22 protein-coding genes are annotated in these 24,453 nt (G+C 67.8%); 14 read left to right on the forward strand and 8 right to left on the reverse strand.

The features are described from left to right. Nucleotides 1–84: 84 nt before the first annotated feature. The 5 genes from QFZ69_RS05215 to QFZ69_RS05235 form a co-directional block, all read right to left on the reverse strand. Nucleotides 85–972 (reverse strand): anti-sigma factor, encoded by an 888-nt coding sequence (locus tag QFZ69_RS05215; protein WP_306916097.1) that lies wholly within the window; start codon nt 970–972, stop codon nt 85–87. Nucleotide 973: 1 nt separating this feature from the next. Then, a complete protein-coding gene (gene sigK / locus QFZ69_RS05220; protein ID WP_306916099.1) occupies nt 974–1,579 on the reverse strand; it encodes an ECF RNA polymerase sigma factor SigK in 606 nt (201 codons plus the stop codon). 327 nt (nt 1,580–1,906) lie between these two features. Further along, nucleotides 1,907–2,374, reverse strand: coding sequence for a tRNA (cytidine(34)-2'-O)-methyltransferase (locus QFZ69_RS05225; protein WP_306916101.1), 468 nt, complete (start codon nt 2,372–2,374; stop codon nt 1,907–1,909). Nucleotides 2,375–2,412: 38 nt separating this feature from the next. Further along, entirely contained in the window at nt 2,413–3,369 is a 957-nt protein-coding gene (locus QFZ69_RS05230) for a J domain-containing protein (protein WP_306916102.1), read from the reverse strand. Between the two features lie 187 nt (nt 3,370–3,556). Beyond that, on the reverse strand, nt 3,557–3,970 hold the full coding sequence (locus QFZ69_RS05235; protein ID WP_306916104.1) for a hypothetical protein: 414 nt from the start codon (nt 3,968–3,970) through the stop codon (nt 3,557–3,559). Between the two features lie 91 nt (nt 3,971–4,061). Here QFZ69_RS05235 and QFZ69_RS05240 point away from each other — a divergent pair, with 91 nt between their 5' ends. Beyond that, nucleotides 4,062–4,760 (forward strand): metalloregulator ArsR/SmtB family transcription factor, encoded by a 699-nt coding sequence (locus QFZ69_RS05240; protein WP_306916107.1) that lies wholly within the window; start codon nt 4,062–4,064, stop codon nt 4,758–4,760. An 11-nt stretch (nt 4,761–4,771) separates the two neighbouring features. On the opposite strand, the gene QFZ69_RS05245 is transcribed toward QFZ69_RS05240, so the two are convergent. Beyond that, nucleotides 4,772–5,647: a DMT family transporter gene (locus tag QFZ69_RS05245; protein WP_306916108.1), complete on the reverse strand. Its 876-nt coding sequence runs from the start codon at nt 5,645–5,647 to the stop codon at nt 4,772–4,774. A gap of 73 nt (nt 5,648–5,720) precedes the next feature. Here QFZ69_RS05245 and QFZ69_RS05250 point away from each other — a divergent pair, with 73 nt between their 5' ends. Next, on the forward strand, nt 5,721–6,962 hold the full coding sequence (locus QFZ69_RS05250; RefSeq protein WP_306916110.1) for a cysteine desulfurase family protein: 1,242 nt from the start codon (nt 5,721–5,723) through the stop codon (nt 6,960–6,962). Here QFZ69_RS05250 and QFZ69_RS05255 read toward each other — a convergent pair. Next, nucleotides 6,941–8,185 (reverse strand): NAD(P)/FAD-dependent oxidoreductase, encoded by a 1,245-nt coding sequence (locus QFZ69_RS05255; RefSeq protein ID WP_306999957.1) that lies wholly within the window; start codon nt 8,183–8,185, stop codon nt 6,941–6,943. The two genes, QFZ69_RS05250 and QFZ69_RS05255, sit on opposite strands and share 22 nt — an antisense overlap. A gap of 207 nt (nt 8,186–8,392) precedes the next feature. On the opposite strand from QFZ69_RS05255, the gene mnmA reads away from it, so the two are divergent. The 7 genes from mnmA (at nt 8,393) to QFZ69_RS05290 (ending at nt 17,036) form a co-directional block, all read left to right on the forward strand. Beyond that, nucleotides 8,393–9,532 (forward strand): tRNA 2-thiouridine(34) synthase MnmA, encoded by a 1,140-nt coding sequence (gene mnmA, locus QFZ69_RS05260; RefSeq protein WP_306916115.1) that lies wholly within the window; start codon nt 8,393–8,395, stop codon nt 9,530–9,532. A 320-nt stretch (nt 9,533–9,852) separates the two neighbouring features. Next, the gene (locus tag QFZ69_RS05265; protein ID WP_306916117.1) at nt 9,853–11,487 is read left to right on the forward strand and encodes an ABC transporter substrate-binding protein; all 1,635 of its coding nucleotides are present in this window, start codon (nt 9,853–9,855) and stop codon (nt 11,485–11,487) included. A gap of 126 nt (nt 11,488–11,613) precedes the next feature. Next, on the forward strand, nt 11,614–12,705 hold the full coding sequence (locus QFZ69_RS05270; RefSeq protein ID WP_306916119.1) for an ABC transporter permease: 1,092 nt from the start codon (nt 11,614–11,616) through the stop codon (nt 12,703–12,705). 1 nt (nt 12,706) lies between these two features. Then, complete coding sequence (locus QFZ69_RS05275) at nt 12,707–13,708, forward strand: ABC transporter permease (protein WP_306916120.1); 1,002 nt, start codon at nt 12,707–12,709, stop codon at nt 13,706–13,708. After that, entirely contained in the window at nt 13,705–15,408 is a 1,704-nt protein-coding gene (locus tag QFZ69_RS05280; protein ID WP_306916121.1) for an ABC transporter ATP-binding protein, read from the forward strand. Before QFZ69_RS05275 ends, QFZ69_RS05280 begins: the two co-directional genes overlap by 4 nt. A gap of 151 nt (nt 15,409–15,559) precedes the next feature. After that, the gene (locus tag QFZ69_RS05285; RefSeq protein WP_306916122.1) at nt 15,560–15,991 is read left to right on the forward strand and encodes a chorismate mutase; all 432 of its coding nucleotides are present in this window, start codon (nt 15,560–15,562) and stop codon (nt 15,989–15,991) included. 1 nt (nt 15,992) lies between these two features. Then, the gene (locus tag QFZ69_RS05290; protein WP_306919601.1) at nt 15,993–17,036 is read left to right on the forward strand and encodes a hypothetical protein; all 1,044 of its coding nucleotides are present in this window, start codon (nt 15,993–15,995) and stop codon (nt 17,034–17,036) included. Between the two features lie 20 nt (nt 17,037–17,056). Here the strand turns inward: QFZ69_RS05290 and QFZ69_RS05295 are convergent, their stop codons facing one another. Beyond that, complete coding sequence (locus QFZ69_RS05295; protein WP_306916123.1) at nt 17,057–17,770, reverse strand: DUF4166 domain-containing protein; 714 nt, start codon at nt 17,768–17,770, stop codon at nt 17,057–17,059. 177 nt (nt 17,771–17,947) lie between these two features. On the opposite strand from QFZ69_RS05295, the gene mtrA reads away from it, so the two are divergent. The 5 genes from mtrA to hpf all read left to right on the forward strand — a co-directional run bounded on the left by mtrA (nt 17,948) and on the right by hpf (nt 24,432). Further along, nucleotides 17,948–18,622: an MtrAB system response regulator MtrA gene (mtrA, locus tag QFZ69_RS05300; RefSeq protein ID WP_306916125.1), complete on the forward strand. Its 675-nt coding sequence runs from the start codon at nt 17,948–17,950 to the stop codon at nt 18,620–18,622. A 283-nt stretch (nt 18,623–18,905) separates the two neighbouring features. Then, nucleotides 18,906–20,657 (forward strand): MtrAB system histidine kinase MtrB, encoded by a 1,752-nt coding sequence (gene mtrB / locus QFZ69_RS05305; RefSeq protein WP_306919602.1) that lies wholly within the window; start codon nt 18,906–18,908, stop codon nt 20,655–20,657. Beyond that, nucleotides 20,654–22,375, forward strand: a complete 1,722-nt coding sequence (locus QFZ69_RS05310) for an LpqB family beta-propeller domain-containing protein (RefSeq protein WP_306916127.1) — start codon at nt 20,654–20,656, stop codon at nt 22,373–22,375. Before mtrB ends, QFZ69_RS05310 begins: the two co-directional genes overlap by 4 nt. A 174-nt stretch (nt 22,376–22,549) precedes the next feature. Beyond that, nucleotides 22,550–23,563 carry a ComF family protein gene (locus tag QFZ69_RS05315; protein WP_306916130.1) on the forward strand — a complete coding sequence of 338 codons (1,014 nt, stop codon included), beginning with the start codon at nt 22,550–22,552 and terminating at the stop codon, nt 23,561–23,563. 143 nt (nt 23,564–23,706) lie between these two features. Further along, the gene (gene hpf / locus QFZ69_RS05320; RefSeq protein WP_306916131.1) at nt 23,707–24,432 is read left to right on the forward strand and encodes a ribosome hibernation-promoting factor, HPF/YfiA family; all 726 of its coding nucleotides are present in this window, start codon (nt 23,707–23,709) and stop codon (nt 24,430–24,432) included. The last annotated feature ends 21 nt before the right edge of the window (nt 24,433–24,453 follow it).

Raw genomic sequence — 24,453 nt, forward strand, 5'->3', positions numbered from 1 at the left:
CTCCCGGAGTCAGGGCCTGCGCGGCTTTGTTGTGGGTGCTGTTGTCAGTGCTCGGAACCGGGCGGTCCCGGGCTCCAGAGGGGGCTACGCTCCCAGCGGGGCGGCGGCCACCGTCGGCATGGTCGGCGTCGCCGAACCGCCCGCCGGCTCCACCGTGATACCCAGGGACGCGGCAGTGCGGATACCCTTGACGACCGCTGGCCTGGACAGTGCCTCAGCGTCCATGAGGCCCTGCGATACCGGGGCCGAACCGTCCTTCGGGATCAACCACATCTGATAGACCTTGCCCGGCGGCGGCGGCGGGACGTTGTTCATCTTGACTACGACCGCGTCCCTGGACGGGGAGACTGCGAGGGTAGCCGTGCCACCGCCCGCCACGTCGACGGTGGCCTGGCGGACGTCCCCGGCCTGCATCACCTGGTTAAGCGGATCATTCTGGTTCGCCACATAGGCACCGACGCCGACGCCGCCCACGGCGATGACGGCGGCGGCCGCGACGCCCACGAGCCAGGTGCGCATGCCCCGCGGCCGGCGTCGTTCTTCCCGGCGACGGCGGGCCGCACCGAGCTCATCGGTGGCAGGCAGCCCGGCGGGTTCACGGACCGGTGTGTCGGCAACCGGCGCTGCCGACGGCGGCGTGAGGCGGGCCCCCTGCTGCCCCTGACCGGCATTCTGTGCGGGCAAGGCCGCCAGAATGCGGTCCAGGAGTCCGGACGGCGGTTCGGCCTCCGCGGTGAAACTCGCCGCCAGGGTCTCCTGCGCCTGGCGCACCCGTTCGTTGAAGGCGGTGCGCTCTGCGGCCGGGGCCGAGGCGAAGTAGGTCTCAATGGCGGCACGCTCGGCGTCGTCGACCGCATTGAGGGCGTACACCTCCGCGAGGTCCACCGCGCGGCCCGAAGCGAGGTCGGTCGCGATGTCGGCCGCAAAGGCGCCGGGAACGCGTGCGTTGTTGTCCGCATTCATGTCGGTCATCTCAGCTCACCCCCAGACAGGTCTTCAGTCGGATCAGTCCATCGCGGATGCGGGACTTGATGGTGGGCACCGCAGCGTTGAGTCTTTCTGCGACTTCCCGGTATGTGAGACCGCCGTAGTAGGCGAGCCGCACGGATTCCTGCTGCGTGTCCGTCAGCGTTTCGAGGCAGCGGACCACAGCCTCGGCCTCGAGCCGGCTGCCGACCTCGTCGGAGACGGAATCATGATCGATTTCCTGGCTGCTCGCACCGTATCTCGCTTCCCTGTCCGTGGACGACTGGGAGGAGCGGACCTTGTCCACGGCCCGGCGGTGCGAGATGGTCATGAGCCAGGCGAGCGGGCTGCCGGCGTCGGGATTGAATTTCGACGCATTCTGCCAGACCTGGAGGAAAACTTCCTGCGCGGTGTCCTCGCTCAGTTCCGTGTCAATCAGGACCCTGCGGGCCATGCCGTAGACGCGCCGCGAGGTGAGCTGGTAGAACTCCGCGAAGGCGGCCTGGTCACCCTGCGCGATCTGCTCCAGCAAGGAACCCAGCCGACTGTTGACGTCGACTGAGGTGCCTGGGGGAGCGGCGGCCTCGGGATTCGGGGCGTTGGGAGTGTCCATCACCTTCAAGCATAAGGCGCAGGGCACTGACGCCGGGCCAGAATGCTGCGCCTTCGGAGCGTGGCCGCACGTGGCCTGGCGGGCCGGGCGTCTGTCCTCCTGCACCGTCGTCACCTGCAGTTCCTCGCTCCTTTCCCCGTGCCCCCTGCGGCCGCCCTGGGCCGGGCTTCACAGGTGATTCGGCGCGGCGGCATCCCCGGATGGGCAGAAGGGCACCACCTTCCTGCGCGGGGAGAGTGCAGGGGGCGGGCCCGGCCGGGGCGCCTGCCCGGCCGGAGCGGGCCGGGCCGGACCGGGGCCGGTCCGGGCGCCGGGGTACCTGCACGGCTAAATCCTGGCCCCGGCGAAGCCGTTCTGGCGCCACGCCTCGTAGACGGCGATCGAGGCCGCGTTGGCCAGGTTCAGCGAGCGCAGGGCGGGCAGCATCGGCAGACGGACACGGGAAGTCACATGGGGGTCGTTCTTGAGCTCCTCGGAAAGCCCCACGGACTCGGGGCCGAACATCAGGACGTCTCCCGGGCGGTAGCTGATGTCCGTGTAGGAGGTTTCGCCGTCGGAGGTGAAGGCGAAGACCCGCTCCGGCGCCAGTGCCTCCCAGGCGGCGTCAATGTCCCGGTGGACGGTCACGACGGCGAGGTCGTGGTAGTCGAGCCCTGCGCGCCGCAGTTTGGCGTCGGAGAAATCAAAGCCGAGCGGTTCGACGAGGTGCAGCTGGGCTCCGGTAATCGCAGCCAGCCGGATGGCGTTGCCGGTATTGCCGGGGATTTCGGGAGCGTGGAAGAGGATACGGAACACCGTCCCATCCTAGCGAGCCGCTGCCGTCTGGGTGCCGGCTAGTGCATTCCGCGCAGCAGCCGGGCGAGGACGGGTACAGCGACGGTGTTCGGCGCGGGGCCGGAGCCCAGGAACTGCTTGAGCCCGCGGGCCAGGCCGGCCGCATTCACCACCTGGACCGTGTCGTGCGCGCCGGAACGGCGGTGCCGGTCGATGACGGGTTCGTGCAGGTTGCCGTCGGAGCTGTGGACCACCGTCCAGCCAGTGACATTCAGCTCCGGGAAGATGTCCTGCATCCGGCGCACCACCTGGGCCAATTCAGGCGGGGCGATCGAGCGGCCGCCATGCCTCAGGGCGGTGCCGTTCCAGGCATAGGCTCCGGGCGGAAGCAGCATGGAGCCGACAATGGCCATCCGGTAACCGGAGAGGACGACGTGGTCGATGTGGCTGTTGTCCGCCGGTGACTGCAGGCCGTTGATGAGGCGTGCGGCGGGGATGGCGGGGAGGATCTGGCGGCTGATCAGCTGCACGGTTCGCATCTCCCGCTGGATCCTGGCCTCCGCACCGAAAATCCCGCGCTTCCGGGGCAGCCCGTGGACCTGCTGGCGCGCCAGTTCCTCCGGGATCAGCGGGACTTCGCCGGTCTGCGCGTAGTGCTCAAAGGGTGGGACATAGACGGGGGCGTCCGCCGCGGTATTACGCGGCGTATTGGGGCGCCGGACATTGGCGGAAGCACGGCTGCCGGCGGCCGGGGCATCAAAGTGCGCACCCTCATCGTCTGCTGGCATGGTGAAGGCGCCGCGGCGGCTGCCGTAGGAACGGTCGTAGTCGGCCCGGCTCCTGGCGTCGATCAGCGTCTCGTAGGCAAGTGTCACCCGACGAAAGGCGGCGGGGTCGCCACCATGGTCCGGGTGCGCGGTGCGGGCGGCCTTGCGGTACGCCACCTTGATTTCCTTGTCCGTCGCCGTCACCGGGATGCGGAGGACCTGGTAATGCGAGCTGTTCCCCTGGGTCAACCAAGAATCCTTACGTTGATGGCGCCAGCCCTCCTGGACGTCCGGTACGGCCAGCTTAACCGGCTAGGGGAACAACGACCGCGCAGGCCCGGATGGTTCCCGGCGGGGCCTCCCTCGCTCCGGAGGTTGTCCGGGAATCATCCGGGTGGGCAGCAGTGCCTTGGCAGGCGGATATCGGTAGCAGGGTCTACCGGGACTTCCTCTGGGACAGCCGGTTCAGCGCCAGGGCTCCTAGCAGCAGGCCGAAATCGCGAAGGGCCACGTCGAAGAAGGCACCCAGCACGAGCAGATTGACGATGATGCCGAACAGCCAGGCGGCGACCAGCAGCGACCCGAAACGCGGCCGGAACGCCACCGCGAGCCCGGCAACGATTTCCACGACGCCCACGGCATACATGATGGTCTGGGCCGGAAGCGGGATCACGGACGTAGCCACGGGCGCCAGATAGACCGTCCAGTCCGCCAGCAGGTTAGTGAATTTGTCCAGGCCGAACAGGATCGGCGCCACGGTGAAGACCGTCCTCAGCAGCAGGAAGGCCTGCCGTTCCGGTCCCGTGTGCAGCGTCCGGGTGTCGGCGGTTCGGATTGTCGAGGATTCCATTTCGATGCTCCTTCTAAAAGTAGGTAACTTGATTTTAGAACTCCTTGCCGTATTAAACAATGGATCTTGTTTTTAGAGATAGAATGGCCTGGTGAGCACACTTCCCTGGCGGCGCAGGATGGCGGCCGTGGCCTCCCTCGGCGACGAGACACGCAGGAAGTTGTTCGCCTTTGTCGCGTCGGCGGAGGCGCCGGTCAGCCGGAACGACGCCGCCGGAGCCCTTGGCATACCGCGGAGCACGGCGTCGTTCCACCTGGATCGGATGGTGCACGACGGGCTCCTTGCCGTGGAGTTCCGGAAGCTCGGGGGCCGGGAGGGGCCGGGTTCGGGCCGTCCCGCCAAGCTGTACCTGGCCGGAGTCCAGGAAGTGGCCGCCTCCGTACCCGAGCGAAACTATGATCTGGCCGCGGAACTGCTGGTCTCCGCGATCGAGGAGTCGACCGCGGCCGGCGTTCCGGTCCGCGAGGCGCTGGTCCGGTCCGCCTATGCGCGCGGGCAGGCCGCCGCCGGCGGGAAAGGTGCGGCTGCCTTTGCGGAACTGCTCACGGCGGAAGGCTACCGGCCCGAGGACGATGGTGAGGGCGGACTGGTGCTGCTGAACTGCCCGTTCCACCGGATCGCGGCTGGTCATGCGGATGTGGTTTGCGCCATGAACGGCGCCTTCCTGGGCGGAGCCGCCGCAGGATGTGGGGTGGCCCCGGAACGCGTGGAGGCGCTGGCCGTCGAGGAACTCAGGATGAGCGGAGCCGCGCGGCCCGGACAGTGCTGCGCCCGGATCCGGCCGGCCTGAACGCGTAGGGTTCAGGCTACTTTGAGCTTGGCCCGCCCTTTGACCCCGGTCAGCAGGACGCCCATGATCACCATCAGGCCACCCATGACCTGTACCAGGGTCAGCGGCGTCCCCAGAGCCACGGTGATGACGGCGGTGAAGACGACCATCAGGTTGAGGTAGTTTCCGGCCGTGCCCGGCGGGGTGGACCTCAAGGCCAGGTTCCAGAAGAGATAGGCGCCAAGGGACGGGAAGAGGGCAATGTAGGCCAGCGACCAGCCCTCGGCCGGAGTGTCGGGAACCTGTACGTTCAAGGCGAGGGCGAACGGCGCCAGGGTCACGGTTGCCAGCACCACCTGGACGGCGGTGGCCGTGATGGCCGGCACGTCCAGCCGGCGGGCGATGATCGTGTAGAAGCCCCAGACGATGATCGCGCCGATCATCAGGAGCTCGCCGGTGTTCATCGAGAGGCTGAAAAGCCGCCGAAGCTCGCCCCGGGTCAGCACGAGGAGCACGCCCAGCAGGCCGAGGCAAATTCCGAGCCAGCCGAGGCGGGTGGTCTTCTCCCCGAGCAGGACGATCGCCATCACCACGATCAGCGCCGGGTTCGCCGCCGTGATGAGGGTGGCGTTCATGGCGGAGGTGTAGCCGAGTGCCCCGTACAGCAGCAGCGTGTAGCCGCTCATCCCCAGCACACTCAGGACCAGGAGCACCGGCCAGCGGCGCAGCACCGCGCGCCAGTCCGGCTTGTCGATGAACCGGGCCAGGAGCAGCAGCGGCACGGCGGCCAGGGCCCAGCGCCAGAAAGTCAGTTCCAGCGGGGTCATCGAGGCGACGGCGGCCTCGCCGACCACGTAGTTTCCGGACCAGAACAGGGTGGCCAGGACAAGGTAAAGGGACGCTTTCACCCGCTCGAATGTACACGAGCGCCAGGCCTTGCCCGGCGGCTGCGCCCGGAGCCGCCCCGGGTAGAATTGGGCTGTGCCTGTCTACCTCGACCATGCCGCCACCACCACCCTCGCCCCGGAGGCGCTGGCCGCGCTGACGCGCGAGCTGGGCCGCACCGGCAACCCCTCCTCGCTGCACGGATCGGGCCGCCGCGCCCGCCGGACCGTCGAGGACGCGCGGGAAGTGCTGGCCGCGGCCGCCGGGGCCCACCCCTCGGAAGTCATCTTCACCTCCGGCGGGACTGAGTCCGACAATCTTGCGGTCAAGGGCCTGTACTGGGCCCGTCGCGCCGAGAACCCGGCGCGGACGCGCATCCTGTGCTCCGCCGTCGAACACCCCGCGGTGCTGGACACCGTGGAGTGGCTGGAACGGCACGAAGGCGCGACCGTGTGCTGGCTGCCCGTTGACGGCGAGGGCGTCGTGGACCTCGCGGTGCTGCAGGCCGAACTGTCCCGTGATCCGGCATCGATCGCCCTCGTCACGGTCATGTGGGCCAACAACGAAGTCGGCACCATCCAGCCTGTCGGCAGGATTGTGGAACTGGCGCACGCTGCCGGCGTTCCGGTGCACTCCGACGCCGTGCAGGCCTTCGGCTCGGTGCCTGTGGATTTCCGCGGCACCGGCCTTGACGCGATGTCCGTCTCGGGGCACAAGATCGGCGGGCCGGTCGGCGTCGGCGCGCTCCTGCTGGGCCGGGCGGTGAAGCTGACCCCGGTCCAGCACGGCGGGGGACAGGAACGCGACGTCCGCTCCGGGACCCTGGACACTGCCTCGATCGCCGCTTTTGCCGCGGCAGCCGGGGCCGCCGCCGCGAAGCTGCCCGAGGAGACCGTGCGGATCGCCGCGTTGCGGGACCGGCTGATCGACGGCGTCCTGGCGGCGGTGCCGGAGGCGGTGCTGCGCGGCGCCGCTGGGGCGGGACGGCTGCCGGGCAACGCACACTTCACCTTTCCCGGCTGCGAAGGGGACTCCCTGCTCTTCCTGCTGGACCTTGCCGGGGTGGAGTCCTCCACCGGGTCGGCGTGCACGGCGGGCGTCCCGCGCCCCTCCCACGTGCTGCTGGCCATGGGCTTGTCCGAGGATACGGCCAGGGGGGCGCAACGCTTCACCCTGGGGCATTCCTCGAGCGGGGCAGATGTCGACGCGCTGCTGGCGGCCCTGCCCGGCGCGTACCTCCGCGCCCGCCAGGCTGGCATGGCCGGGCACGAATCGAGCATCCAGACCGCCGGAACGCTCGCCCGCCAAGCTGCCCGTCAGGCTGCCGGCAGGAGCTGATCCAGCGGAACGTCCGGATCGGCCAACGTTTCAGGCGCCACCGGGGACTTCGAGGCAATGAGGGCCTTGATCACTTTCTGGGGTTTCGCGGACCGCGGCCAGTTGACGCTCATCCCGGCCACTACCCGGCCATCGCGCTGCCAGAACGCCACGAATTCCTGGGCTTCCAGGGACCCCCGGACCACGGGCGGCCCGGAGACAAGCCTCGGGAATCCGGAGTATTCCATGCTGACGTCGAACTGGTCGGTGTAGAAATACGGGACGGTATCCAGCACGGCGTCCTGACCGAGCATCGCCTTGGCCGCCACTTTGCCGCCGTTCAGCGCATTGGACCAGTGCTCGCTGCGGTGGTGCTCTCCGATGAACGGATGCAGTGCATTGGCGACGTCGCCAGCCGCGAAGATCCCGGGAGCCGCGGTCCGCAGTGCGGCGTCCGTCAGGATCCCGTTGCGCAGCCCGATCCCGGCGGCTTCGGCCAGGGCGACCTCCGGCACCACGCCAACGGCCACGACCACCAGATCCGCGTCAAGGACCTCCCCGGCGTCGGTCAGCACCCCGGTCACCCGTCCCGACCGTCCGCGGACTTCGGCTGCCGACGCCGGAAGCCGGAACCGCACGCCGTGGGCTTCGTGCAGTGAGCGGAAGAAGGAACCCAGCTCCGGCCCGATCGCCGCGGCCAGCGGCACCTCCGCCAATCCCAGCAGGGTGACGGCATTTCCGTAGCTGCTCGCGGCGGCGGCCAGTTCCATCCCGATCCAGCCCGAGCCGATCATCACAATGTTCCGCCCGCCCTCGGCGAAGCGGGCGCGCAGGCGGCGGCTGTCCTCCACTGTCCGGAAGGAGCTGACGCCGTCCAGGTTACCGCCCGGCAGCGGGATGCTCCGTGGCCGCGCTCCGGTCGCGAGCAACAGCGAGGCATACCCCAGCCGGCTGCCGTCCGCCAGGCTTACTGTGCGTGCGGCAGGATCCAGTTGCGTGGCCGATACCCCCAGCCGCAACTCGACGCCGTTCTCGGCGTACCAGCCCTCCGGCACTACCGGAAGGGCGTCGTCCCCGGCCTTGCCCAGCAGATACTCCTTCGACAGCGGCGGACGCAGATACGGGTGATGCCGCTCGCCGGCCAGCAGCACGACCGGGCCGCCGAAGCCCTCCGTCCGGAGGGTCTTCGCCGCGGTGGCACCCGCCAGCCCGCCGCCGACGATCACGATGTTCTCAACTGCCATGTCCGCTCGACCCCCGCCCGTAGGCGCTTCCGTTGTCTAAAACTGTCAATCCTGACTTTAGAAGCACGCGGCGCCACAGTCAAGGTTTTGGGGGAGGAATCGGCGTGGCGATAGAATAGGGCGGCAGGCATTGTGTTAGCTCCGCGGCCCCGACCCGGCCGCCGGCAGCGGTGCCCGCCGAACCCCACATCCCTAAAGAAAGCCAGTATGCGAGTTCTTGCAGCCATGAGCGGCGGCGTTGATTCCGCCGTCGCCGCCGCCCGCGCCGTCGACGCCGGACATGACGTCGTGGGTGTCCACCTGGCGCTGTCGCGGATGCCGGGCACCCTGCGTACCGGCAGCCGCGGCTGTTGCACCATTGAGGACTCCCGCGATGCCTGGCGCGCCTGCGATGTGCTCGGCATCCCGTATTACGTCTGGGACTTCTCTGAACGTTTCAAGGAGGACGTGGTCCAGGACTTCATCGACGAGTACGCCGCCGGACGCACCCCCAACCCCTGCATGCGCTGCAACGAACGGATCAAGTTCGCCGCGCTGCTGGAGAAGGCGATAGCGCTGGGCTTTGATGCCGTCTGCACCGGGCACTACGCCAAGGTGATCACCGACGCGGAAGGCAACCCGGAGCTGCACCGGGCCGCCGACTGGGCAAAGGACCAGAGCTATGTCCTCGGCGTGCTGACCCACGAGCAGCTCAAGCACTCCATGTTCCCGCTGGCTGAGACGCCGTCGAAGGCGGAGGTGCGCGCCGAAGCCGAGCGCCGGGGCCTCTCCGTTGCCCACAAGCCGGACAGCCACGACATCTGCTTTATCCCCGACGGCGACACCGCCGGCTGGCTGGCGGAGAAGATCGAAATGACCACCGGTGACATCGTGGATGAATCCGGCGCGAAGGTCGGCGAGCACCCGGGCGCCAACGCGTTCACGGTGGGCCAGCGCCGCGGCCTGAAGCTGGGCACTCCGGCGGCCGATGGCAAGCCGCGGTTTGTCCTGGAAATCCGGCCGAAGGAAAACAAGGTGGTTGTCGGGCCGGAGGCCCTCCTGGCCATCGACGAAATCCGCGGCATCAAGGTGTCCTGGGCAGGGCTGCCGATTGCCGAAGTCGCCACCGGCGGGGAATTCGACTGCTATGCCCAGGTCCGCGCCCACGGTGACCCCGTGCCCGCGACCGCCCGGATGGAAGCCGCCGGCGGAGCCGGTGCCGGCGATCCCGGAGTCCTCGTGGTCACCCTGACGGAACCGCTGCGCGGCGTCGCGCCCGGCCAGACGGTGGTCCTCTACCAGGGCAGCCGCGTGCTGGGACAGGCGACCATCGACGCCGCACGTTCGCTGCAGCGCGAAGCGCTCTGACAGCCGGGCGCTGAGCCAGGCGCTCGGGCCCGATCCTTCCGCAGGAGCACCGCACATATTCGATGTGCGGTGCTCCTTCCCGATTAACGCGCCCCTCCGGCCGGGCGAAGGCCCTCCGGCAGCCGTTCAACCGGAGGAATTTCTGAAGATAATGAGGACGGACCGTTGTTCGTGTAAATTTTGTGTCTCATCTCACAGGATGTAGCGGTTCACCTGATGGTCTTCTGGTTGAATCTAGGAATGAGGACAGCGGGCGCCCGCCGGGTTTCCCCTTCACCTCCAGGCTCCGCGCGAGTATTCATCGAACAGAAAGTTCACAGATGGCAATGAACAAGAAAGCCCTGCAGAGCGCCATCGCGCTCGCCGGGGTATCGGCCCTCGCACTCACCGCCTGCACCGGCCCTTCCGGTGGCGGGGCGGCTACCGGCAGCGCCGCCGGCGGGGGCACCATTACCTACGGAACCACCGACAAGGTCGTCACCCTCGACCCGGCCGGTTCCTATGACGCCGGATCCTTCCTGGTGATGAACCAGATCTACCCGTTCCTGCTCAATGCGAAGCCCGGTACGGCCGATTCCACTCCCGACATCGCTGAATCCGCGTCCTTCACCAGCCCGACGGAGTACACGGTGAAGCTCAAGTCCGGGCTGAAGTTCGCCAACGGCCACGCACTTACCTCCTCCGATGTGAAGTACTCGATTGACCGTGTCGTCGCGATCGCGGATGACAACGGCCCGGCCTCGCTGCTCGGCAACCTGGCCTCGGTGGAAGCCAGGGATGACACCACGGTGGTCTTCACGCTCAAGGCCGGCAACGACCAGGTCTTTCCCGGTGTCCTGGCCGCCAACTCCGGACCGATCATCGACGAAGAGGTCTTCCCGGCGGACAAGCTGATCAGCGACGACGAAATCGTCAAGGGCAGGCCGTTTGCCGGCCCCTACACGATCGAAAGCTACAAGAAGAATGAACTGGTCAGCCTGAAGGCCAACCCGGACTATCAGGGCCTGCTGGGCAAGCCGGCCAATGACGGCGCCACGATCAAGTACTACGCGGACTCGAACAACCTCAAGCTGGACGTCCAGCAGGGCAACATAGACGTCGCCGGACGCAGCCTGACCGCGACGGACGCCGCGGACCTCGAGAAGGATTCCAAGGTCAAGGTGCACAAGGGCCCCGGCGGCGAGCTGCGCTACATCGTGTTCAACTTCGACACCATGCCCTTCGGTGCCAAGGCGGCCGACGCCGACCCGGCCAAGGCGCTCGCTGTCCGCCAGGCGATGGCCCACCTCGTGGACCGCGACGCGATTGCCACGCAGGTCTACAAGAGCACCTACCTGCCGGCCTACTCCGTCGTTCCCGACGGTTTCGTCGGCGCCATCCAGCCGCTGAAGGAAATGTACGGCGACGGAACCGGCAAGCCCAGCCCCGACAAAGCCAGGAAGGCCTTCGCCGACGCCGGCGTCACGGCTCCGGTCACCATCAAGCTGCAGTACAACCCGGACCACTACGGCAAGTCCTCGGGCGATGAGTACGCCATGATCAAGGAGCAGCTGGAAAAGTCGGGCCTGTTCAAGCTGGAGCTGCAGTCCACCGAGTGGGTCACCTACTCCAAGGACCGTACCGCCGATGCCTACCCGGTGTACCAGCTCGGCTGGTTCCCGGACTACTCCGACGCGGACAACTACCTCACGCCGTTCTTCGCTCCGGGCAACTTTCTGAATAACCACTATGAGAACCCGGCTGTCACGGACCTGATCGGCAAGCAGCTGACCACGGTGGACAAGGCGGAACGTGAAAAGGTGCTCGGCGAGGCCCAGACCGCCGTCGCCAAGGATCTCTCCACGCTGCCGCTGCTGCAGGGCGCCCAGCTGATGGTCGCCGGGAAGGACATCAAGGGCGTCGAATCGACCCTCGATGCCTCCTTCAAGACCCGACTTGGAGTGATTTCCAAGTAGCACCAACGCCCATCGGGTTCCGACCAGCCAGGGAGGCGGGGCGCCTGCACGGCGTCCCGCCTTTCTTGCTGGTGAGAACGACTCCCGAAGCTCACGAGGCCGAAGGAAGCACACATTTAGGTACCAATGACAACACTTATCGAGGCGCCGCCAACAGACGCCGACGGCCTCCTGCCGTCAAAGAAGAAGAAGTCCGGCGGGGGACTGGGCCAATATCTCGTGATCAGGTTCTTCCTGATCTTCCCGACGATTCTCATCCTCGTCACCATGGTGTTCTTCCTGATGCGCATCACCGGCGATCCCATCACCGCGGCCCTGGGCGGCCGGCTCCCGCCGGAGCAGCTCCAGGAGCGGATCACGGCCGCCGGCTACGACCGGCCCATCTTCGTGCAGTACTTCGAATACCTCGGCCAGCTCATCACCGGAAACTTTGGCACCACGCTCTCCGACAACCGCCAGGTCTCCGAAATGCTCGCCACCTACGGCGCCGCCACCCTGGAACTGACCATCAACGCCCTGGTGATAGCCCTGCTCGTGGGGATCCCGCTGGGCATGATCGCCGCGCACCGGCGCGACAAGGCTCCGGATGCCGTGCTGCGCATCTTTGCCATCCTCTGCTACGCCACGCCGGTCTTTTTCGCCGGGCTCCTCTTCAAGCTGACCTTCTCGGTGTGGTTGGGCTGGCTCCCGGTCGCCGGACGCGCGAAAACTTCCACCGAACTCGCCCTGACCTCCCTCCAGGCGCCGAGCGGGGTTTATTGGCTCGACGCGCTCCGCAGCGGGAACATGGCCGCCTTGGGCGATGTGATGGCCCACGCCGTGCTGCCCGCCCTCGCGCTTGGCCTGCTGACCGCCGGCATCTTCCTGCGCCTGGTCCGGACCAACGTGATCGGAACCCTCGGCAGGGACTACGTCGAGGCCGGCCGCTCCCGCGGGGTGAGCGAATTCCGCCTCGTCACCAAGCACGCCTACAAGCCGGCACTGATTCCCATCATCACCGTGATGGGGCTGCAGATCGCCGTGCTGTTGGGCGGGGCGGTGCTGACCGAGACCACGTTCGAGTGGAAGGGGCTGGGCTTCCAGCTGGTCAACTACCTTACGGCACGCGACTTCGTGGCGGTCCAGGGGATTGTGGTCCTCCTCGCCGTGATCGTGGCCGTGACCAACTTCATCGTGGATATTCTCGCCGCGCTGATCGACCCCCGCGTGAGGTACTGATATGAGCATCGAACCCGCCATTGCGGCCGGGAACCGCCGCGCACCGTGGTACCGCCGGCTGCCGGTCGTGTCGCACTTCACCAAGAGCGTGGGCCTGCAGCGGGGCATGCTCGTGGCCGGGCTCGTCCTGACCGCGGCCTTCCTGCTGACCGCGATCTTCGCGCCCCTGATCGCGCCGTACGGGTTTTCCCAGATTTCCGACGCCGACGGCAGCTTCCCGGCGCAGGAGGCCCCCGGCGGCAAGCACCTCTGGGGCACCACCGTCGGCGGCTACGACGTCTTCTCCCGGGTCGTCTGGGGGGCGCAGACCGCCGCCCTGGTGATCGTCGTCGCCGTGGTCATGTCGATCTTCATCGGCGTCATCCTGGGCCTGGTCAGCGGCTACATCGGCGGCTGGCTGGACCGGATCGTCGTCGTGATCGCCGACGCCATCTACGCCTTCCCGCCCCTGCTCGTCGCCATCGTGATGGCGATCGCCATCAGCGGCGGCAGGTCCAGCCTCTGGGGCGGCATCCTCGCGGCGGCGTTTTCCATCACCGTCGTCTTCATCCCGCAGTACCTCCGCGTCATCCGGGCCGAGACCATCCGGCTCAAGGCGGAACCGTTCGTGGAATCGGCGAAGGTCGTGGGCGCCTCCAACATCCGCATCATGAGCCGCCACATCTTCAAAAACGCCACACGGACGCTGCCACTGATCTTCACGCTCAATGCCTCGGAGGCCATCCTGACGCTCGCCGGTCTGGGCTTCCTCGGCTTCGGCATCGAACCGACCTCTGCCGCCGAGTGGGGCTTCGACCTCAACAAGGCTCTTGCTGACACCACCTCCGGCATCTGGTGGACGGGCGTGTTCCCCGGCCTGGCGATTGTGCTCACCGTCCTGGGACTGACGCTGGTCGGGGAAAGCATCAACGACCTCAACGATCCCCGTCTGCGCGGCCGGAAGAGTGCCTCCGCCGGCAAAGCCGCCATGGCGGCCAGCGAAGCAGAAGTGGGAAGTTCATGACCACCAATATCGACGCACACGGCCGCGGCGCCGGGCCCGTCCTGGAGATCGACCACCTCAAGGTCACCTTCGCCACCGACGCCGGGGACGTGTATGCAGTCAAGGACGTCAGCCTGGAGGTCAATCCCGGCGAGGTGGTGGCCATTGTCGGCGAATCCGGCTCAGGCAAAACCGTCACCGCGAAGACGATCCTTGGACTGCTGCCGGAAACGGCGCTCAGCTCCGGAGCGGTACTGATCAACGGCAACAACGTGATCAGCGTCAGCCCGTCAAAACTCCGGGAGATCCGCGGCCGCGACGTCGCCATGGTCTTCCAGGAGCCGTCCACCGCCCTCAACCCGGTCTTCACGGTCGGCTGGCAGATCGCCGAAGGCATCCGCGCCCACGCGGGTCACGGCGGAACCGGGCGGGTCAATGCCAGGGACGCCAAGGCGCGTGCCATCGAGGCCCTCCGCAAGGTCGGCATCCCGGATCCGGAAACCCGGGTCAACTACTATCCGCACCAGTTTTCCGGCGGGCAGAAACAACGCGTCGTGATCGCGGCGGCGCTGGCCCTGAACCCGGGGCTCATCGTCGCTGATGAGCCCACCACCGCCCTGGATGTCACCGTCCAGGCGGAGATCCTGGAGCTGCTGCGTGATCTCCGCGACCGGTACGGCACGTCGATCGTGCTCATTACGCACAACATGGGCGTGGTGGCCGACCTCGCAGACCGCGTGGTCGTGATGTACCAGGGCGACGTTGTCGAAGAGGCAAGCGCCCGGACCCTCTTTGCGGAGCCCCGGCAGGACTACACCAGGAAACTGCTGGCCGCGGTCCCGCACCTCGGCAGGAACTCGGCCTCGGAAGGCCTTGTCGAGCGTGCCCACCAGGGCGGGAAGGTCCTGGTCGAGGCCAGGGATCTGCGCATCGAATACCCCGGCCGGCTGGGCAGCCCGGCGTTCAAGGCCGTCGACGGCGTGGACTTCACGCTCTCCGAGGGTGAAGTGTTCGGCCTGGTGGGTGAGTCCGGCTCCGGCAAGACGACCATCGGCCGGGCCATTGCCGGGCTCAACAAAACCACGGGCGGCAGCCTGTTGGTGCTCGACTACGAGATGCTCCACCTCAAGGAGCGCACCTTCAAGCCGCTGCGCAAGGAGATCGGCTTCGTGTTCCAGGACCCGGCCGCGTCCTTCAACCCGCAGCTGACAATTGGCGACTGCATCGCGGAACCGCTCATCATCCACAGCAAGCCGACCCCGGCGCAGGCCCGCCAGCGGACCCGTGAGCTGCTGGAATCCGTGCAGCTGCCGGCGTCGTACGCCGAGCGGTACCCGCACGAACTCTCCGGCGGCCAGCGGCAGCGGGCCTCGCTGGCGCGTGCGCTGATCCTGAACCCGAAGCTGCTGATCGCCGACGAACCCACGTCGGCCCTGGACGTGTCCGTCCAGGCGAAGGTGCTGGAGCTGTTCAAGGAGATCCAGACCGAGTTCGGATTTGCCTGCCTGTTCATCAGCCACGACCTTGCCGTGGTGGACATCCTGTCCCCCTGGGTGGGAGTGCTTTACAAGGGCAGGATGGTGGAGCAGGGGCTTGGGAACCAGGTGATGGGCAACCCGCAGCACGGCTACACCCGGAAGCTCATCGCATCCCTGCCCGTTCCGGACCCCGATGAGCAGGCCCGGCGCCGGGCGGAGTTCCGCGCCGTACTGCACGGCTGAGACCCCTCCGGCGCTCGCCGGCGGGACATGCCCACCGTCCACGGTGAACGGTGGGCATGTCCCTTGCACGGGCGAACGCGCGTACCAGCAGCCCCGGCAGGACGGCGCTAACAGCAGGAACGATTAGCCCCGGTGCCCCTAGACTGGGTCAATGACCGAGCAGAACCAGACTCATCCCGATGCCGATTCCTATGATCCTGGGGCCAGTTCCCTGGCCGGCCAGGTGGATCCCGCGGTGATGGCGGAACTGTTGTCGATCCGCTCCAGCATCGACAACATCGATGCCACCCTCGTGTACCTGCTGGCGGAACGGTTCAAGGCGACCCAGAAAGTCGGCTTCCTCAAGGCCGCGCACAAGCTTCCCGCAGGGGACCCGGGCCGCGAGAGCGCCCAGATCGCCCGGCTGCGACGGCTCGCCGCCGAGGCGCACCTGGACCCTGCCTTCGCCGAAAAATTCCTGAACTTCATCATCGGCGAGGTCATCCGCCACCACGAAGCGATCGCGGAAGACCATGAGGCGGCCCAGTCGCACGGTTCCGGCCGCACCGCTCCCGCCGGTCCCACGGTTTCCGCGGATGCCTGAGATGGCCGCTTCCACGCCCCCCGGTCCCGGACAGGTCACGGCGACGGCGCTCGGCCCGTGGCCCGGCGAAGACCCGATTGAGGCCGCCCGGATCATCCGCGGTGAACTCGGCAGCCCCCACCTGCCCTTCCTGGCCGAGCTCCCGGACCGCGGCGTCGGCTCGGACGCCCTCGGCCGGACGGCCTCCCTGCTCGTTGAGCTTGCCGTGGACGTCCAGCCCTACGGCTGGCGGATCGTGGACCGGCCAGGCAAGGACCTGATGCGGGCGCGCTCGGCCCTCTCCACCGACATCAACGTCCTCGCCGACGTGGTCGGCGCCGAGGACACCCCCGCCGCGGACCTCAAGATCCAGCTGCGCGGCCCGCTCAGCCTCGCCGCCGGCCTGCACCTGCACAACGGGGAGCGGGCGCTCATCGATTACGGTGCCCGCCGCGACATCGCCTCCTCGCTGGCCGCCGGTGCCGGCAGTTATCTCAAGCGGGTGGCCGCGGCGGCCCCCGGGGCGCGGATCGTGGTGCAGATCGACGAGCCTGAGATCGCGTCCGTCCTGGCCGGCACCATCCCCACGTCCAGCGGTTACCGCACCCTGCGCTCCGTCCCCGGCCAGGAGGCCACCGACTCCTGGCAGCTGCTCATCGAAGCGCTGCGGGCCGCCGGCGCCGTCGAAATCGTCGTCGCGGTCCCGGAAATCGAGGCACCCTTTGACCGGATCCTGGCCTCCGGGGCGGACGGGATCGCCGTCCCGTTGCGCGCCCTGACCTCGCGCCAGTGGGAGCAGCTGGCCGGGGCCGTGGAGGCGGGCAAGCGGCTGTGGGCAGGTGCGCTGGACGTGGGCCCGCCGTCGGCGTCGCTGCCGCGCGTCACCGACACCGTCGACACGGTGTGGCGCCCCTGGCGGCAGCTCGGGCTCCCGGCGTCCACACTGGCCGCACTGCGGGTCACCCCCGCGGAGGGGCTGGAGCGGCACTCGCCGTCGTCCGCGACGGCGGTGCTGACCCGGCTGACCCAGGTCGCGGACGGGCTCAACCAGCTCGCCCTTGGCTAAAGGGCAACCATTGCCGGAATTCAGACCCGGTTTTCCCAGCGGTCCGGCCGGGCACGGTCGGGCAGGTAGCCCGGGGCCGTGCTGCCGCCAGGGTACGCTTCGAGCCGGTAGTCGAAGTGCCCGGCGTAGACCAGGACCAGGCCGAGCTGCGGCTGGATCACCTTGACCTGGATCCGGTGCCTGCCCCGGCCGTTTTCCTGCGGCTCCCACCACTGTTCGGCGTAGGCCCTGGCGTCGAAGGCGCCGGGCAGGGGGATCCGAAGCGGCCCGAGGAACAGCCGCGACGCCTCCGAGACGCCCCGGAGCCGGCCTTCGTCGGTGACGCTGAGGTTGAGGTCCGTTGCGAGCCGGCGGTACCGGCCGACGTAATCGACGAGTCCCCGCCTGCCGCCCGTGTGCTCGAAACTTGTGGTGTCGTGGAACAGCCGCGTGGTGCCGGGGAAGAAGATTTCACGGCGGGCCGTCAGGCTCGGGCGTCCGAACGGATCCAGGTGCGCATGGTTTTCGATCCGGAAGGGGATGCCCTCGCCATACTCCGGGAAGAAGGCCTGTTCCCCGCTCGTGAGGCGCAGCAGTGGGCGCAGCCAGGGCTGCGGGCAACCCGCCACGTCGAAGACGCCCTCGCCGACGCCGAAATGGCCGGATCCCGGGGCGAGTGAGAAGTATTCCTGCAGCTGGGGTTGCAGCCGGGAGAACGCATCCCCCAGGGCAAGCGGATAGATCGGTGTGGTCACGGGAGCCTCCTGCAGGTCCTGGCCGGAATGGTGCCTCTGTGCACAGCATGCAGGACGGCGGCGGCTTGTTCCAGCGGGCCCGAATCCAGGCCGCAGATTCTGCCCCGGACAATGCCCCCGCCATGCCCGGAAATCGCTCAATACGACAAAGCCAATTCAATAGGGGAATATATAATTATGAAGGCACGCATTCTGGTAGTGGACGATGACGAGGCGCTCGCCGAGATGATCGGCATTGTGCTGCGCAACGATGGCTTTGAGCCCGTCTTTTGCGCCGACGGCGGGCAGGCTCTCGAAGTCTTCCGGTCCTCGAAGCCCGATCTCGTGCTGCTCGACCTGATGCTCCCGGGCATGGACGGCATCGAAGTGTGCCGGCAGATCCGTGCCGAGTCGGATGTCCCGATCGTCATGCTGACGGCGAAATCGGACACCTCGGACGTGGTCCGGGGGCTGGAATCCGGCGCGGACGACTATGTACCCAAACCCTTCAAGCCCGCGGAACTCGTGGCCCGGGTCCGGGCCCGGCTCCGGCCCGGCGACCAGAAGGCGCCGGAAACCCTGCGTATCGCGGATGTCACCATCGACGTGGCCGGCCACCTCGTCAGCCGCGGCAGCGAGCGCATCTCGCTCACGCCGCTGGAATTCGACCTCCTGGTGGCGCTGGCCCGCAAGCCGTGGCAGGTCTTCACCCGGGAACTCCTGCTGGAGCAGGTCTGGGGCTACCGCCACGCCGCCGACACGCGGTTGGTCAACGTCCATGTCCAGCGGCTCCGGTCAAAGATCGAACGTGACCCGGAAGCCCCCGAAGTTGTATTGACGGTCCGTGGTGTCGGCTATAAAGCAGGTTCCTGAACCCGCCGACGGCCGGCCCGGGTCAACCTCGGAACACACGCTGTTGGCGCAGGCCGGGCCGGAACAAGCCCGCTCCGAACATGCCAGCCCGGAGCAGACCCGGTCCGAACCCGCCCCCTTGGAACCCGATCATCCGGAAGGCGTTCCCGGGCACCCCGCGGCCGGCGCCCAGCCGGAGCCGGAGCCGAAGCCGGACCCGGAGCCTGGCGACCAGCGCCGTGGTCCGGCGGGTTGGTCCCTGATCCTCTTCCGCACCAGGATCTGGCTTCGCCGCGCCCTGATCATGGCGGTCCGCGTCGCGCGCCTGGTGCGGACCGGGGTCTCCCGGCTGCTGCCGGGCATCCGTTATCTGCTGCGCTCCCTGCACCGCAAATGGCGCCGCTCGATGCAGTTCCGCACGGTGCTCACGACGCTGATGCTCGCCATCAGCTCCTTTGCCGTGGTGGGAGCCTACCTGTCCAACCAGATCGCCAATAATCTTTTCCAGGAACGCCTTGCCCAGGCGGAGTCCGAGACCCGCTACAACGTGAAGCAGGTCCAGGACACCTTCGACGGCGCCCAGGTCACCGACCAGTCCAGCGTCATCACGCTCGTCTATGACACCTTGAACGCGGTCGAGGGCCGCGGATCCGTGATCCAGCGACGGTACGTCTTTGAAGCCATGCCGGAACAGACCAAGCCCCGCAACCGGTGGGTGGAATCCCGGGCCTCGGATCAGCTGACCATCAGCGTCATCCCGCCCGAGCTGCGCAAGGCAGTCCAGGACTCAGGCAAGGAGCAGTTCTGGGCCTCCACGGAATTCCCGGTGGGTACCGGGGACCGTCCCGGCATTGCGGTCGGCAACAAGGTCACCTTCAACGGCACCGTCTACGAGCTCTACCTCATCTACGACCTCAACACGGCACAGAAGACCCTCGACGAGATCCAGAACGTCCTGCTTGCCGGCGGGGCGGCGCTGGTGCTCATGATCGGGGCCGTCGCCTGGTACGTGACCCGCAACGTCGTGAGCCCGGTCAGCCACGCCGCCGTCGTGTCCGAAAAACTTGCCGCCGGGCAACTGCAGGAGCGCATGGTGGTCAAGGGCGAGGACGAGGTGGCGCGGCTGGGCGCTTCGTTCAACCACATGGCGGCCAGCCTGCAGGAGCAGATCACCCAGCTCGCCACCCTCTCCCAGATGCAGCAGCGTTTCGTCTCGGACGTCTCCCACGAGCTGCGTACCCCGCTCACCACCGTGCGGATGGCCGCGGAGGTGCTCTACGATGCGCGGGAGGATTTCGACCCCATCAACAAGCGTTCGGCGGAACTGCTCTACAACCAGGTGGAACGCTTCCAGTCACTGCTGGCGGACCTGCTGGAGATTTCCCGCTTCGACGCCGGGGTGGCAACGCTCGACGCCGAGCCCACCGACATTGTCCAGCTCATCACCCACGTGATCGAAGGCGTGGCACCCGTCGCGGCCGAGTACGGCTCCGAGGTCACCCTCAACGCCCCCGAGGGCAGCATCATCGTGGAGATGGACGACCGCCGGATCGACCGGATCCTGCGCAACCTCATCCTGAATGCCCTGGAACACGGCGAGGGCCGTCCGGTAAACGTGTCCGTGGCAGCCAACGGCACCGCCGTGGCAGTAGCCGTCCGCGACCATGGGATCGGCATGGGCGCGGCCGAGGCCGCCCGCGTCTTCGACCGCTTCTGGCGCGCCGATCCGGCCCGGGCACGGACCACGGGAGGCAGCGGCCTGGGGCTTTCCATTGCCGCCGAGGACACCAAGCTCCACAACGGGTGGCTCCAGGCGTGGGGAGACAAGGGCAACGGGTCCAACTTCCGGCTGACCCTTTCGCTCCGACAGGGCGAGACCATCACCAGGTCGCCGCTCCAGCTGGAACCGGCCGACGTCGGACTGCCCGGTTCCGGACCCCAGCGCACCATGTTGCTGCTGGACCCGTCGCCCGCCCCGGAGAGCAAGGCCTCCGTTCCGGGAGCTGCGCCCCGCGCAGCCGGCGGCAGTGATGACGAAAGGAAGGCGGAGTCATGAGGGGTTCCTCGAACAGACTCACGACGGCGTGCGCCGCCGTGCTGGCCGTCGTCCTGTTGATGCTGACGTCCTGCGCCCAGATCCCGCGCTCCGGGCCGGTCGGCAGGAGCACGGACGAGAGCGCCGGAAACCCCAATAACGCCCCCGTCTTCTTCCCGTCCGCTCCCCGCCCCGGCGCCGGACCCGAGGCCGTGATCGAGGACTTCTACCTGGCCGGCAGCGGTTATGAGGACGACTACGCCGTCGCCCGCCAGTACCTCACCCAGGCCTCCTCCGTCACCTGGAAACCGGACCAGCGGGTCCTCGTGTTCCGGTCGGCCCGGGTGGTGCCCACCGGCGTCGAGAACGTGTTCAACTACGAACTGGACGTGGCTTACTCAGTGGACGCCGACGGCGTCGCCACGCAGCTTCCTCCGGGCACCACGGAGAACATTCCCGCCACCCTGACCCAGGTCGACGGTGAATGGAGGATCGCGGAAATCCCGGATGGCACCGCCATCCCGGAGGAGACGTTCAAAGTCATCTACGGTGCCTACCCGATCTACTTTTACGATCCCACTTTCACTTACGCAGTCCCCGATGTCCGGTGGTTCATCAGGAAGAAGACTGTCAAGTCCATGACCAGCGCCCTCCTCGGCGGACCCGCCCCCTATCTCAAGGGCGCCGTCGTCAGCGCCTTCCCCTCGGGCATCCAGCTGGCCCGGGAGTCAGTACCCGTCGTCTCCGGTGCAGCCCAGGTGGATCTCACCGCCAAGGACCTCGTGGAAGCCTCCAGTGAGGACAGGCTGCGGATGCAGACGCAGCTGGCCTTGACATTCCGGAGCCAGCCCGACGTCATCAACGTTGAACTCCGGGCCGACCAGGACCTCGTCCGGGTCGAGGACAACGGATCCGTGCTGGCGCCGATCCGGGACAAGAACGTCCCGGCCCACCAGATTGCCGTGAGCGACAACGAGCTGGTCCGGTACGAGAACAACAGGATCTCACCGCTTCCGGATATCCAGTCCGTCGCAGCCCTCGGGCCCCGGGCCCCGGCGGAGTCTCCCGTCTCGCAATCGGCGGCATTCCTCAATGCCGACCGGACGACCCTGTACGCCATCGTGCCGGGCCAGGCCGCACGTGCCCTGACCACCCGCGCCACCTTGTCCGGGCCCTCCTTCGACCGCTATGACTGGGTGTGGACCGCCGGTCCGGGAGCCACCGGCGCAACCGAAGTCGTGGCTTACCGGCCCGTCGGAGTGGCCGAAGGGGCGGCCGTGCCGACGGTCTCGCTGGCGCCGGGCTGGCTCGCCGGCCGCACTGTCAGGGAGTTCAGGGTGTCCCGCGAGGGCGCACGGGCGCTCGTTATTTCGGAGCAGAACGGCAAGACCAAGGTCCAGGTGACGGGCATCATCCGGGCCGCCGACGGCACGCCTCGGGACCTGACCGCACCGATGACTCTCCTGACGGCCCGCGATCCGGATCAGGGAGTCTGGATCGACGACACCACGGTGGCCGTTTTGAAGGGCTCCGCGAGCGAAACGGTGATCCCCGAGCTGCTGTCCCTGACGTCCGCGCAACCGGAGCCGCTCGCGCCGTGGCCGGGGCTCACGGCTCTCAGCGCCGGCAACGGCCCGGAGGAGATCTTCGCGCAGTCCGCCGAAGGCATCTTCCAGCGGCTCGGCAACGGCTGGTCGCCCCAGCTCGAGGGTCCGGTCGATCCGGCCTTCCCCGGCTGAACCGAAGCCGCCGGGCAGGCTGTCCACCCGGCGGCTCCACGCAGCTGTCCTGCCCAGCTGACCGCGTGGTGCCACCAACCGCGTTGTGCAACCAACCCTGTGCGACCAACCCTGTTGTGCACATAACGCTGTTGCTTGCTGTCGCCGCCGGCCGGGCCGCGTCAGCCTTGAAGCATGACGAGACACAGGCACAACGGCACGCAGTCCCAGCGGCATGGCCCCGATCTGGACCTGTCCCCGCCTGCATTCCGGGCGTCGAACCATCGAGGTGACTACCCTCGCGGGCCGGCGCGTCTGGCGGACCGGACAGCGGCCGCAGCGGCGGAACTGCTTGCCCTTGCGGCTCCGGTGGGCTGCGTCTGTTGCGGGGCGGAGGATCTGGTGCTCTGTGGCACCTGCGCGCGGCAGATCCGGCTCCTGACCCGGAACCCGTTCCAGGCCGAGGCGCAGGCCCCCGCGCTGATGGACATGGACGGCTCCGTGCTACTTCCGGTAGTTGCCGCCGGCGTCTACCGCGGGGAGCTGGCGCAGGCCGTGCTGTCATTCAAGCGGTACGGCCAGGCGCGGCTCGGTCGCGTGCTGGCGCAGGCGCTCGGCCGAGCCGTAGACGCCGCGGCGGGGGAACCGGCGGGGGTCTGGCTGGTGCCGGTGCCTACGAGCAACGGCGCCTTCCGGAAGCGGGGCTTCAGCCCGGTCCATCTGCTGCTCAAGAGGTTCAGCCGGGACCGTACCTCCGGGGCACCGGAGCGCGACGGTCCTCGGGTCGTTGACGCGCTCCGGAAGTCAGGAGCCCTGCGGAGGGCAGGGTCGTCGCTGGCGCGGCCCCTGACGGCGCCACAGTACGGGTTCCTGGTGCGGTCCCTGTCAGGGTCCCTGGCCGGCGGGCAGAAAGGCCTGGGCCGTGGCGCGCGGTCGCAGCGGGTGCGGGAATCAATGCGGGTCCGGGGCGGCCTCCGGGCTCCGGAGCTGCGCGGGCAGCCCTGCATCATCATCGATGACGTGCTCACCACGGGTGCCACCCTTGCCGAGGCCGCCCGGGCCTTGCAGCTGGCAGGAGCATTGGTCCGGGGTGCCGTGGTCCTCGCTGCGACACGCCCGCCGGTCGCAGCCGACTTCGCAGCCGGTCACCGCGTCGTGTCTGGGAAGGCGGGTGTCAAGGAAAAAAATAAACCAAAAAAAGATGAATAACAGGGGGCTATGAACTAACGTCGGAGATGGGTACCAAGAACAGATGTACCTGTCGATAGCGGCTCGGAAAGGGGCTCGACTGTCAGTCAAAACAGCCCCGGGAAGTGCCGCCGTCGTGTCACCGAAGTCATTTGGAGGGCACCATGGAGTTCATGATCAGCGGACGTAATTTGACGGTCTCAGACCGCTTCCGCGAGTACGCCGACGAGAAGATCTCGAAGATTGCGTCATTGGGGGACAAGGTCCAGAGGGTGGACGCGAAAGTTTCCAAGGAGACCAAGGCCCGCCAGACCGATGAGATGCTCACCGTCGAGCTGACAGTCCTGGGTCGAGGCCCCGTGATCCGGGCCGAAGCCAGCGCCGCAGACAAATTCGCCGCGTTCGATCTCGCCTACAACAAGCTCCTTGAACGCCTGCGCCGGGCGAAGGACCGTAAAAAGGTCCACCACGGCAGGCATACCCCCGTGGCGGTGCGCGAAGCCACGGCGTCGCTGGAGCCGGCCAGCACCAGCGCACCCCTCTACGAGGAAGCGAGCCGCCGCCAGGAGGCCCCGACGACTGAAACGGAGAAGTCGCCGTATGAGGTGGAGAACGACATTCCCGCCGGGGACTCTCCGGTGCTGATCCGTCGGAAGGTTTTCACCGCGGCGTCCCTGACCCTGGACGACGCCGTCGACAACATGGAGCTCGTGGGTCACGATTTCTATCTGTTCGTTGACAAGGAGACCAAGGCACCGTCCGTCGTCTACCGCCGCGAAGGCTGGACTTACGGGGTAATCTCCTTGGACCAGACCTGCGAGCCGGGCGCGACCCCACCGGAAGCAAAGGTCATCGCCTACCGCTCCGAGGATGAGCCCGCCAGAGCCTAGACTGGTGCCGACCATCCAGCG

It is taken from the genome of Arthrobacter sp. V1I7, from assembly GCF_030817015.1.
GTDB lineage: Bacteria > Actinomycetota > Actinomycetes > Actinomycetales > Micrococcaceae > Arthrobacter.